This window comes from Streptomyces sp. NPDC058001 (assembly GCF_042886315.1).
In the GTDB taxonomy this organism is placed as follows: Bacteria; Actinomycetota; Actinomycetes; order Streptomycetales; family Streptomycetaceae; genus Streptomyces.
In genome coordinates this window covers 479,583-491,894 of record NZ_JBHVQT010000006.1, presented here as the reverse complement: position 1 = coordinate 491,894, position 12,312 = coordinate 479,583, and the positions used below count along the sequence as shown (strand labels likewise).

7 protein-coding genes and 1 pseudogene are annotated in these 12,312 nt (G+C 73.3%); 2 read left to right on the top strand and 6 right to left on the bottom strand.

What is annotated here, in order from left to right:
* Window positions 1–22: 22 nt before the first annotated feature.
* Entirely contained in the window at window positions 23–1,264 is a 1,242-nt protein-coding gene (locus ACFVT5_RS17790) for a trans-sulfuration enzyme family protein (protein ID WP_389887909.1), read from the top strand.
* On the opposite strand, the gene ACFVT5_RS17785 is transcribed toward ACFVT5_RS17790, so the two are convergent.
* The 5 genes from ACFVT5_RS17785 to ACFVT5_RS17765 all read right to left on the bottom strand — a co-directional run bounded on the left by ACFVT5_RS17785 (window position 1,261) and on the right by ACFVT5_RS17765 (window position 10,453).
* Window positions 1,261–2,904, bottom strand: a complete 1,644-nt coding sequence (locus tag ACFVT5_RS17785) for a GNAT family N-acetyltransferase (protein WP_389887906.1) — start codon at window positions 2,902–2,904, stop codon at window positions 1,261–1,263. The two genes, ACFVT5_RS17790 and ACFVT5_RS17785, sit on opposite strands and share 4 nt — an antisense overlap.
* 160 nt (window positions 2,905–3,064) lie before the next feature.
* A complete protein-coding gene (locus ACFVT5_RS17780; protein ID WP_389887903.1) occupies window positions 3,065–5,698 on the bottom strand; it encodes a DUF6493 family protein in 2,634 nt (877 codons plus the stop codon).
* Window positions 5,695–7,146: an SWIM zinc finger family protein gene (locus ACFVT5_RS17775; protein WP_389887900.1), complete on the bottom strand. Its 1,452-nt coding sequence runs from the start codon at window positions 7,144–7,146 to the stop codon at window positions 5,695–5,697. The genes ACFVT5_RS17780 and ACFVT5_RS17775 overlap by 4 nt, the downstream gene beginning before the upstream one ends.
* A gap of 147 nt (window positions 7,147–7,293) precedes the next feature.
* Window positions 7,294–8,868 (bottom strand): alkaline phosphatase D family protein, encoded by a 1,575-nt coding sequence (locus tag ACFVT5_RS17770; RefSeq protein ID WP_389887897.1) that lies wholly within the window; start codon window positions 8,866–8,868, stop codon window positions 7,294–7,296.
* A gap of 106 nt (window positions 8,869–8,974) precedes the next feature.
* Complete coding sequence (locus ACFVT5_RS17765; RefSeq protein ID WP_389887894.1) at window positions 8,975–10,453, bottom strand: PLP-dependent aminotransferase family protein; 1,479 nt, start codon at window positions 10,451–10,453, stop codon at window positions 8,975–8,977.
* On the opposite strand from ACFVT5_RS17765, the pseudogene ACFVT5_RS17760 reads away from it, so the two are divergent.
* Window positions 10,444–11,337, top strand: a pseudogene (locus tag ACFVT5_RS17760) (DMT family transporter); the annotation flags it as partial. The gene ACFVT5_RS17765 and the pseudogene ACFVT5_RS17760 overlap by 10 nt on opposite strands.
* A gap of 66 nt (window positions 11,338–11,403) precedes the next feature.
* On the opposite strand, the gene ACFVT5_RS17755 reads toward ACFVT5_RS17760, so the two are convergent.
* Entirely contained in the window at window positions 11,404–12,234 is an 831-nt protein-coding gene (locus ACFVT5_RS17755) for an alpha/beta fold hydrolase (RefSeq protein ID WP_389887891.1), read from the bottom strand.
* Between the last annotated feature and the right edge of the window lie 78 nt (window positions 12,235–12,312).

Genomic DNA, 12,312 nt, shown 5'->3' with positions numbered 1-12,312 from the left:
GGCCGGTGTTCAGGCTCGTGGCATGGACATCGACCACGACCACGACGTCAATGTCACCGCCACCGCCACCGCCACCGTCAACGCCTCCGGCATCGGCGTCCGTACGGGCGGCGGTCTTCCGGCGGGCCGGCCCAGGGCGCTGGCCACCGAGGCGGTGCACGCCGGGCGCGAGGACCTGCCGGGACTCGGTCTGCACGCCCCGCCCCTCGACCTGTCCACCACCTACCCCTCCTACGACAGCCGGGGCGAAGCCGCCCGCATCGACGCCTTCGCCACGGACGGCGCGGAGCCGGACGGTCCGCCGGTCTACGCCCGGCTCGGCAACCCCACGGTCGCCCGCTTCGAAACGGCGCTCGCCCGGCTCGAAGGCACCGAGAGCGCCGTCGCCTTCGCCAGTGGCATGGCCGCCCTCACGGCTGTTCTCCTGGTACGGAACTCCGCGGGGCTGCGCCATGTCGTGGCCGTCCGACCGCTGTACGGGTGCAGCGACCACCTCCTCACCGCCGGGCTCCTCGGCACCGAGGTGACCTGGGTCGACCCCGCCGGTATCGCGGACGCCGTCCGGCCCGACACCGGCCTGGTCGTGGTCGAGTCGCCCGCCAATCCGACCCTCGCGGAACTCGATCTGCGCGCCATCGCGCACAGTTGCGGCGCGGTGCCACTGCTCGCCGACAACACCTTCGCCACGCCGGTCCTCCAGCGGCCCGCCGAGAGCGGTGCGCGGATCGTCCTGCACAGCGCGACCAAGTACCTCGGCGGACACGGTGACGTACTCGGCGGGGTCGTCGCCTGTGACGAGGACTTCGCCCGCGCGCTGCGCAAGGTCCGTTTCGCGACGGGCGGGGTGCTGCATCCTCTCGCCGGCTATCTGCTGCTCCGCGGCCTGGCGACCCTTCCGGTACGAGTGCGTGCGGCGTCCGCGACCGCGGCGGAACTGGCCCGGCGGCTGGACGCCGACTCCCGCGTCTCCCGTGTGCGCTACCCGCGCCTCGGCGGCGCCATGGTCGCCTTCGAGGTGACCGGAGACCCGCACGAGGTGATCGCCGGGGTACGGCTGATCACCCCGGCGGTCAGCCTCGGCAGCGTCGACTCCCTCATCCAGCACCCCGCGTCCATCAGCCACCGCATCGTCGACCCGGCCGACCGGCACGCGTCCGGCGTTTCGGACCGGCTGCTGCGGCTGTCGGTCGGCCTGGAGGACGTGGACGACCTGTGGCACGACCTGGACGGGGCGCTCGGCGGCGGCCAAGGGGTCCGCCCCTAGGGTGTCTCGTCGCGGTGGTCGGCGTGCTCGGCCGGTCCGGTGTCCGACGGCCCGGTGGGTCCGGTGCGAGAGGGCATCGCGCGCGATGCCATGTGCGGTGCCGCGACGTGCGGGAGTTGGTCGTACGGCAGCCGGGAGCGCACCGGCGTCGCGTCCAGGCGGGCGGTGATGACGAGGGTGCCCTCCTCGATCTGGTAGTCCAGGGGGAGCCCGAGCCCGCGCATCGCGGCGACCATCCCGGTGTTCGCCGCCTGGGTGACCGCGTACACGCTCTCGCAACCCGCCTCGACGGCCATCGCCACCAGTCGGCCGAGGAGTTCACCGCCTATGCCCCGGCGCTGCCATTCGTCCTCGACGAGTAGCGCTGTCTCGGTCTCGTCGCCGTCCCAGAGCAGATGCCCGAGGGCGACGACGCGACCGGACGCGGTCTGCGCGACGAGCGTGCGGCCGAAACGGGGGCTGAGCAGATGGTTCAGATACCGGTCCGCGTCGCCGACCGGACCGTGGTAACGCAGCCGCAGAGTTTTCGCCGAGCAGCGGTCGTGCATCGCCTTCGCCGCGTCGAGATCGGCGATGTCGGCCCGGCGCACGGTGACCGCACTGCCCTCGTGCAGGGTGAGGACCTGCCGGCCGCGCGGCATCCGGGGACCGAGCCGCGCGTCCAGCTCGACCAGGGCGCGGGCCCGCGCGAACTCGGTCGGGGTGAACGGCAGATAGGGCCGCTCCACCGTGATGACCCCGCCCTCCGGTGCCCGCAGCCGCAGCACGGTGTCCTCCAACGCGCCCTCGACCGGGGCACTTTCGGGCTCCGGACGGTCGCCGGTCGGTGCGGCTGCGGGCAGTGAGCGGATCGTGCACCGGCCGAGGAGCTGCCGCAGCGCGAGCGGCAGTTCCGCAGCGTCCAGGGCCGTACGGGTCGCGAGTCCGAGCACGCGGGTCGGGGCGTCCACCAGGTCATGGGCGTCGGCACGCTCGATCCAGGTGCCGCTGCCGCCAGCCTGCGCGGTCGACCGGGTGATCTCGGCGGCCGACAGCGCCGCCGGCGCGCGCAGCAGGAACTCGTCGACCGTGCCCTCGGCCAGCGGATGCGTCTGGAGGCTGAGGATGTCCACGCCCCGGCCCGCCATCGCCGCGCACAGTGCGGCGAGCGAGCCCGGCGCGTCCCGCACGGTCGTGCGCATCCGCCACAGAGCGGTGCCGGCCGCGTGCTCGTCGGACCTGTCCTGGGCCGACGTGTCCTCGACATCGCCGGTCGACCGATCGGTGTCCGGGTCCGACGCGGCCGACGACGCCTCGCCCTTACGGGACCGCCCGTCGCCCTCTGCCCGTCCGGACCGCCCGGCCTGCCCGGTCTCCTCGGACCGCCCGGCCTGCTCGACGGTGGCGAGCGGCCGGGCGCCGGTATCGAGTGTCGGCGGCGCATGACCATGGCGCCGTGACCACCAGACATGGAAGGTCGCGGTGGCCAGCAGGATCACCGCCGAGATCACCAGCAGGGCGGGGCCGTCGGGGCCGTGCCCGATCAGATTGGCCACCGCGTCGGCGACCGCGACCGCCGTGAACAGGGCGGCCAGCTCCACGACATCGCGCCGCCAGTGGTGTACGGGGCGTCCGTGCCTCGTACGGGTCACATCAGACATCTCCGGTTTCATGGGGACACTGTTACGGAGCGGTGTTGCGTGATCACGAACGATGTGTGACTGATGGGTAAAGGCTGCTTCTGTCCCCTTTTTTAACGGTTTTGTGTTCAAGGAATGTCCCCCGTGTCTCACTGAAAACCCCCGTGTACCGCGCCTCAGGTCACCGTGTCGTCTCCGCCCCGAGCGCCTTGTGCAGCCGCCGCGCCTGGGTCACCAGCCGTGACGAACCGCCTCGCTCCGCCACCTCCGCCAGCCGGGGTATCGCACCCCGCGCACCCGTCCGCTCGGCACACTCGGCGGCCACCGCGAGCAGATCGCCGGCGCCCCGCACCCCGGCCGAACGCCCCTCGGCGAACGCGGTCAGCAACGGCACCAGCGCCTCACGCAGCACCGACCACGTGGTGGCGTACGCCCCCGTGGCCGCCGCAGCGCGCCCCGACTCGACCAGCCGGAGGGGCTTGACCGCACCGCTCACCAACAGACGCCCGAGCGCGCCACCGAGCAGGTCGGCGTCGAGCTGTCCCCGTGCGGCGAGGACCAGCAGCGCGTCCACCGCCGCGAGCCGCTCGTCGGACCGCCGGGCGCCCAGGCCGTACGCCACCGCGAGGTGCACCGCGTCGCCCGCTTCACCGTCGGTCTCGGCGAGCAGCGGCAGATACGCCGGGTCGTCGCCGGTGTCCTCGACAGCCGAGTCGGACGTCTGCTTCAGCAGCACGGCCGCGACGACGTCCCGCCGCCCCGGGACGACGGCGAGCCAGTGTGCGCGGTCGGCGTACGACCAGTGGTAGCAGGTCCTCGGCCGGTCGGGGACGGTCACCTCGGCGCCGAGGTTCGCGAACGCGCGCGGGAGTTGCTTCTCCCACTCGGTCAGCTCGGTGTCCTCGTCGACCTGGACGAGGATCCGGTCGCCCGAGGTGCGGAGCGCGGAGGTGCGGGGGCGCGCCGGGCCACCGCTCAGCCAACGGCCCAGACGGTCGCCTTCGGCAGTGCCGAGCGCGGTCGCCGCCCCGGCCACGGCGGGGTCGCGGCGCACCCGGAGCAGGGCCTGCGCGAAGTCCGCCTCACCCGGGCGGGCGCCGAGTCGCCGGTACTCCGTCAGGCGTGCCACCAGCTCCTCGAGCTCCAGGACACCGGATTCCCAGGTCGGCGTGGCCAGCAGGAAGGGCACCGGCTCGGTCCGGATCCGGTACGCGGCCTCCCACAGCCGTGCCTTCAACGGGCGGGACAGGGCCGTGTGCGCGCACTCCCTGCTCATCGCGCCGCGCAGGATTCTGGCTTGCAGCGTGACAGTCCTGACGTCGTCGAACAGGGTCGCCAGGATCACCTCGACGCCGTGAGGTTCGTCGCTGAAGTGGTTGTTCGTACGCCACACCTTCGGGGTGCCGTGCCACCACTGCCGCTCCATCAGCGGACCCAGTGCCTCCATCAGGGCTGCCCGGTCCGTGCAGGCGTGCCGGACCAGACCGTCCAGGACCCGTTCGAAGGCCGACACGCCGCCGCCCGACTCCAGCAGGGCGCCGGTCTCCTCGGCCACCTCGGCGGCGGACCCCGGGGCCGGCGGTACGCGGCGGCGCTCGGGCGGGGGCGGCAGCACCTCCGTGTACGGCTCTGTGTCGTCCGGGGTCGGCGTGACGCCCAGCGCCTCGGCCGCGCGCGGGCGCAGTCCGGGGCTCAACTGTTCCAGGGCTCCGGCCAGTTCATCCCGGGCATCAGGGTCGGCCTGGTCCAGATGCCGCTCGACCAGTTTCAGGGCGCGCTCCTGGAGGTCGGTGTCCTCGTGCCCAAAGGCGTCGGCCACCGCGGGCAGCAGCACCGGCGCCGCGTCCGGCGCGGCCCTGAGTACCTTCCCGAGCAGGATGAGCTGGGTCCTGACCAGCTTCTTCTCGGTGCGGAACAGAACTCCCCGCGACATCTCAGCGAGCTGACGGTGCGTCATCTCGCCGTCGTGGGCGAGTGCGCCGAGTACCGACTGCGCGTGGGTCGCGACCAGTGACGGCGCGTCGGAGGCCAGCGCCGTCCAGTCCGCCAGGCGCTCACGCTCCTCCTCGCGGGTCGGCGACAGCGCCTTGAGCAGCCGCAGGAACGCCCGGTGGTCGCTGAGTGGGCCACCCCGCAGCAGGCGGGCGACACACGCCTCGATCATCACCTTCCGGTCCAGGACACCGTCCTCCGTCAGGCGTACCAGGGCGGCCGTCCAACTGTGTGCCTCCTCCCCGCCGTACGTCCACTCGATGCGTGAGCCGATGTCGTCGGTCTCGAACATCGCGGTGACGAGGGGCACCAGATGGGGGTCGCCGCGCAGCCGCTCCGCCAGTACGGTGCCGCGCTGCCACATACCGCTGGTGTCGTCCATCCAGCCCTGGACATACGCGTCCGTGGTCGGGGCCTCGCATCCCGCGCGCCGTACCAGCCCCGACATCAGCCCGTACGGCACGGAGGAGGAGACCGGACGGTCCGCCAGCTTGTGCGCCAGGTCCCCGAGCCAGCGCGGGTCGCGCTCGCCCAGCAGACGCAGCAGCACGCCCGGAGACGCCTGCGACCAGCGCATGTCGGCTCCCGCGATCCAGGTGGCCGCCGCGACGACGCCGCTGTGACAGGCGGCCCCGGCGGCATGCAGTACGGGATGCGTCCTGCGGGTCTCCGCCGACCAGGGAGCGGACCGCAGCTCCTTGCGGAGGGACTTCAACTCGGGCAGGTATGTGCGGCGTTCGGCGGCGGTCATGCCGTTGAGCAGGTCGACCGCCTCGGTCATCCGGCCCGAACGCACCGCCGGCATGAGCAGTTCCGTACTCATCGGGCACCTCCGGCGAACTCCGTGCCGTCGACGGACCGCGCGCTGCCCGTGTCCGCGGTCGCCGTGACGGCGGCAGGCGATGTCGCGGTGCCCCGACGTGCCATCCGGACGGCCAGCGCGTGTTTGCACGGTCCCCGCCCGCCGCGGTACTTCGCCCACCACTGGCAGGTGCAGGTCAGCGTTCCCGCGTCGTCGCGCACCCGGTGGACGTGCCCGTCGTCCGCGGTCACCGTGCCGAGGTCACCGTCCAGGGCCACCGCGCCGGCGTCGAGCAGCGCGCGGGCGGAGCGCAGCCGTGGATTGTGCCGCTCCACCCGCCCCGCGTCATAGGGAAGTTCACGGTGGAAGTACGCCGCCTCCGCCGTGTCGTACCCCACGCGGCCCGAGGTGCCCAGGCGGACCAGCGCGGCCCGCACCCGCTCGACCGGCAGTCCGGACGAGGCGGCGAGGTCGGCGAGGTCGATGCGCGGCTCCCAGGCCAGCAGGACCGAGATCAGCTCGGCGTCCTCGGCTGCCTCGTCGGTCGCCAGCGCGTCCAGCACGCCACCCTCGCCGGAGAAGCCCCGGGACGCGTCCGGCGACAGCGTGAGCGTGAGGCGCATGCCGGGCAGGACGACCTCCCAGGCAGCGGCGGTCGAGTCCGCGCCGCCGGTGACCGGCGGACCGTACACCCGCAGTGCCGTGGCGTGCCGCAGTACCCGCAGAAGGGCCACCAGGCGCTCCGGCCCCGGCAGGGCGACGGCGCCGGGCACCGGCCGGGTCGTCGGCCGCAGCCCACGCCCCGCGGGCACCACCCAGGAGGCGCCACGGGACGCCCCGCGCGCGGAACTCCTCGGCAGCGACCGCAGGAACCGCACGGCGTCCCCGGCGGGCAGCTCCGCCCGCAGATCGAAACCGGCCGCGACGACCTGGGCCTCGGCGAAGCCACGCAGCCATCGGTCCGGGAGCGGCACCTTCTTCTCGACGACCGGGCCGTCCAGCGTGGTCACGGCCATCTCGTCCGGTCCGACCCGCAGATGCAGCGGATCGTCCGCGCCGATCCGCGAAAGGGCCTCCCGCAGCGGGTTGTTGACGTCGACATTGGTCGTTCCGTGCCCGATCCGGTCGCCGTCGAGGCCGGCCGCGAGGACGTCGAAACGGGCATACACGCCGCCGCAGCCCGAGAACGACTCGAAGCGGAGCCGATCGCCGTTCCCCGTCACCACCGGGTCCAGTGACGCGGCCAACTGCCGCTGGTAGTACCGGGTCGCGGCCACGTCGGCCACCGCGAGCAGGCCCGCCGAGGCGATCTGCGGCGAGGTCAGGAACCCCGCGAAGAACCGCGGATGGTCCTGTATCCCCGACGGCGTGGCGCCCCGGGACGTCTCAAGCCCGAGCCGCCCGCCGTCCGGTGCGGATTCCAGTGTGGAGGGTCGGGAGTAGGCCACGGCCTGCATGGATCGCGTCATGGGAAAACCGTAGACGCGACCACTGACAATCGCCGTGACCTGCGGAAACAGTCCGGAGCGGGGGGGAGTTGACGGTTAGTCAAACTGACGGGGCCTCAACGACGATGCCAGTCGCCTCCTGGCCTGATCACTCCTGACCCCGAACCCCTACTGCCCCACCCGCCCCGGTTGCAGCACCTTCGTGAACAGCACGCCGCCCTCTTCCCGCAGCCGCACTGTCAACTCGCCACTCGCGCCGTCGATGTCGACCTCGCCGAAGTACTGCGGGGACTCGGCGGGCGAGACATTGGCGCGTGTCGGGGCCTTCACGAAGGACTGCTCGGGCCCGAAGGTGCCGTCCAGTTTGACCGCCGGAAAACCGCCGGCCGCGAGGGGCCCGGACACGAACTCCCAGAACGGCGCGAAGTCCTTGAAGGCGGCCCGCGACGGGTCGTAGTGCTGCGCCGACGTGTAGTGCACGTCCGCCGTCAGCCACAGCGTGCCGGTGATCCGCCGGTGCTTGATGTGGCGCAGCAGCTCGGCGATCTGGAGTTCGCGGCCCAGCGGCGCCCCCGGGTCGCCCTGGGCGACCGCCTCGAAGTTGACGGCGCCGTCCGCGACGACCAGACCCAGCGGCATGTCCGACGCGATCACCTTCCAGGTGGCCCGGGACCGGGACAGTTCCCGCTTGAGCCAGGCGAGCTGCTCGGCGCCGAGGATGCCGTTCGTGTCGTCGGGCTGCCGGCCCGGCGAGTTGGCGTTGCGGTGGGTGCGCATGTCCAGCACGAACACGTCGAGCAGCGGACCGTGCCGCAGCACCCGGTACATCCGGCCCCCGGCGTCGCCGGTGGGCAGCGTCGAGATCGGGAAGTACTCGCCGAACGCGCGCAGTGAGCGCTCCGCGAGGAGGTCGGCGTCCTTCACCGTGTACCGGGCGTCGTCCAGGATCTGACCCGGGTACCAGTTGTTGTGCACCTCGTGGTCGTCCCACTGGACGACCGTGGGCACCTGCGCGTTGAAGCGCCGTACGTTCTCGTCGAGGAGGTTGTAGCGGAACGCGCCCCGGAACTCCGCGAGGCTCTCGGCGACCTTCGACTTCTCCTCGGTGGTGACATTCCGCCAGATCCGGCCGTCGGGCAGGGTCACCTTCGGCAGGATCGGGTTGTCCGCGTAGATGGTGTCGCCGCTGCACAGGAAGAAGTCCGGATCGAGGCGGCGCATCTCCTCGTACACCCGGTAGCCGCCCAGGTCCGGGTTGATGCCCCAGCCCTGGCCCGCGATGTCGCCCGACCACAGGAAGCGCGCGCCGCCGCGCCGGTGCGTGGACGCCGTGCGGAAGGTGCCGTTGACCGGTTCACCCGTGCGGCGCGGGTCGTCCGGGTCGGCGAGCAGGACCCGGTAGTGGATCTGTTCGCCCGAAGGCAGCCCGCGCAGCCGGGTCGTGCCGGTGAAGTCCGTGCCGGGCCCCAGGAGCGGGCCGTGCCAGCGGGTGGTGCGGCGGAACGACTCGGTGGCCGAGGTCTCGACGATCATCCGCGCGGGACGGTCGGAACGCACCCAGACGAGACCCGAGTTGGTGGTCACATCACCGCTCTGGACTCCCCAGCCCGCCTTGGGGCGCCCCGACAGGGCGAGCGCGGGGGCGGCGACGGTCGCGGGCAGGGCGAGGGCCGCCGACGCGGCCAGTGAACCGCGCAGCACGCTGCGGCGGCCGGGGAGGGGGCTGGGCGGGCGAGGGGACATGGGTACGCCTCCAGTGACGGGTCCGGCCGGTGTGCGGTGCGACACCTGGCGCTGTCACACACCTACTGGTGCGCCGCAGCGCTCACGCGAACCCCAAGTGAACAACTCACCGCCCCCGACGGGGAACACGGCACGCGCGCGGGATCACGGTTCCCGCCGCCGCGACCAGCAGCCGTACGCCTTCCTCGATCCGCGCGGGCGGCAGATGGGCGTATCCGACGACCAGCCGGACCGAGCCGTCGTCCGGTGTTCGCGTCCCGTAGGCGGTCAGCGGCCGTACGGCGACACCGGCCGCTTCCGCGCGCGCGAGGAGGTGTTCCTGCGGCCCGTACCGTGCGGGCAGCCGGACGATGACGTGCAGTCCCGCCGCGATCCCGGTCACCTCGGAGCCGGGGAAGCCGTCGCGCAGGGCGGCCACCAGGGTGTCGCGGCGCTCCTGGTACGCGGTCCGGCAGCGCCGCAACTGCCGGTCGTAGTCGCCGCGTTCCACGAAGTGGGCCAGCGTCTCCTGCTCCAGCGCCGGGTTGCCGAGGTCCATGGTGCGTTTCCGTTCGACGACTTCCTCGGTGAGCCGCGCCGGTACCACCAGCCAGCCCAGCCGCAGCCCGGGTGCCAGGGATTTGCTGACGGAACCCGTATAGGCGACGTGTTCCGGGTCGAGCCCCTGGAGGGCGCCGACGGGGGAGCGGTCGTAGCGGAAGTCGCCGTCGTAGTCGTCCTCGACGACCAGCCCGTCCACCGACCGCACCCAGTCGAGGAGTTCGGTACGGCGCCGCGCGGAGTACGCGATGCCCGAAGGGAACTGATGGGCGGGCGTCGTCACGAGCGACCGCACGCCGGACGCCCGCAGTGGGCCCAGGGCGAGTCCCTCGGCGTCCAGCGGCAGCGGCACGGTGCGGACCCCGGCGGACGCGAAGAGCGCGTCGTGTTCCGGACTTCCCGGGTCCTCCACGCCGACGGTGTGCTCCCCGCGCGCATGCAGCACGAATCCCAACAGGGTCACCGCCTGCGCGACGCCCGAGCACACGACGAGGCGTTCGGGATCGGCGACCACCCCGCGCCTGCGCGTCAGCAGGTCGGCGAGCGCGGTACGCAGCCGGGGCAGCCCGCGCGGATCCGGGTATCCGAGGGCGCGGTGCGGCAGCCGTGCCAGGACCTCGCGGTAGGCCGACGCCCATCCCGCGCGCGGGAACAGCGACAGATCTGGTGTGCCGGGCAGAAAGTCCACGGTCGCGCCCGGCGGTCGCGGAGCGCCGTCATGCGCGCGGGGGTGGGCGGCGCGCGCGGCGCCGCCGACCCAGGTGCCGGCGCCGCGGTCGCTGCGCAGATACCCCTCGGCCGTCAACTGCTCGTACGCCTCCGTGACCAGCCCCCGGGACACCCCCAGATCGGCGGCCAGATCACGGCTGGACGGCAGCCGGGTGCCCTGCGCGAGCCGCCCCGACCGCACCGCGTCACGCAGCGCCGCCTGGAGCGCGCGCCCCCGGCCACGCGCGGGCGCCGAGGCCGCGGGCAGCAGCATCTCCCACGCCGTGCTGCTCCCCGGCCCGCCACGCGCCGGCTGATTGGTCCCCGATGCCGTCATGGAAGTGGACCTTAAACCGGTCCACGCGCGTGCCTAGCGTCAACCCCATGAACGCCAACTCCGTGCGAGGGTCCCTGTTCGCCGCCCTCGCCTGCCTCCTTGTCGGCGGGTCCTTCACCGCCAACAGCGTCCTGGGCGCCTACCCGTACGCGGGCGGCCAGTTCCTCCGCTACGGCCTGGCCTTCCTGCTGCTCGTCCCGCTCGTCGGACGCGGCGCGGCGGCGCCGCTAAGGGCCCTCGGCGCCCGGCAGTGGGTGCGCCTGGGACTGCTCGCCGCCATCGGCATGGTCGGCTTCAACATCGCCGTCATCGCGGCCGAGCGCACCGCCGAACCTGCCGTCCCCGGTGTCTTCGTCGGCTGCGCGCCCGTCGCCGTCGCCGTCCTGGTGCCCCTGCTCGACGGCCGCCGTCCGCAGCGCACCGTCCTGTACGGCGCCCTGTTCGTCGCGGCCGGGGCGTGCACCGTGCAGGGCTGGGGCCGTACGGACGCGGCGGGGGTCGCGTTCTCGGTGTGCGCGCTCGCCGGCGAGGTCGGCTTCGCCGTCCTGGCGGTCCCGGTGCTGAGGCCCCTCGGACCGCGGCTGCTGTCGGCCACCGTGTGCGCGCTGGCCGCCGCCGAGTCGGCGGTCGTCGGTGTGGCCGTCGACGGCGGCGACTGGCTGCGCCGACCCGACACCTCCGAGACGGTCGCCCTGCTGTGGCAGGCGGCGATCGTCACCGTCATCGGCTTCGTCTGCTGGTACATGGGCATGCAACGCATCGGCGCGGAGCGCGCCACGCTGTTCTCCGGTCTGATCCCCGTCGCCGCGGCCTGCACGGCGCCGCTGGTCGGTACGGGCGGCTACGGCGCGGCGCAGGCCGTCGGCAGCGCCCTGGTGGGCGCCGGGGTCGCCGTGGGTTCGGGGGTGCTGGGCGGTCGCCTGCCGGGCCGTCGGGTGCCCGGCGGGCGGTCAGCGGCTCGTGTCGAGGATGACGCGCGCGACAAGAGCGGGGTCGTCGCTCATGGGCACATGCCCACAGCCGGGCAGCCGTACCAGCCGGGCGCCGGGAATCGCGTGCTTGGCGCGGATGCCCTGACGGCGCAGCAGGAGCCGGTCGTGGGTGCCCCAGGCCACGGTGACCGGGATCTCGGGGATGTCGTCCGTGAAGAGCACGTCCCGGCCGGCCGCGAGGGTCTCGAAGAACCCGGTGGCGTCGCGCAGGGCCAGCGTCTCGGCGACGGCGGCCTCGGGTGAACGGCGCCCCGGCCGGGCGTAGATCGTGCTCGTCAGGGCGGCGCGACCGGCCGCCGTCCGGGCGAGCCCCCTGATCGCCGGAACGGGCAGCAGACGCGCTCCCTGGCGCATCGCGAGCAGCGTCCCGAACGCGTAGCGGCGCTCGCTCCGCGTCCAGAACCCCGCCGGGGACAGTGCCGTGACGGAACGGACGAGCTTCTCGCGGCCCAACTCAAGGGCCAGGAGACCGCCGAGCGAGTTGCCGACGACATGCGGCCGTTCGATGTCCAGCGCGGCACAGAGCGCGCCCAGGACGGGCACCACGGTCGTCAGGTCGTACGCCAGCCCTTCCGGCAGGGCCGGTGACGCGCCGAAGCCGGGCAGGTCCACGGCGATCACGTCCCGCTCGGCGGCCAGCGCGGGTATCACCGGGTCCCACGCCTGGCGGTGGTGGCCGATGCCGTGCAGCAGGAGCAGGGGCGCACCGCTGCCCACGCGCGCGTAGGAGAGCGACACCGTCCGCGGGCCGAGCCGGGAATCGACGGTGAGGTAGGCCGTGTCGGACATGCTGCTGCTCCTCGGACAGGGCGCGCGGTGGACGCGGCGGGCGGGCGGCCGACGGTGGAGAGTCGCGAGTAGACAGCT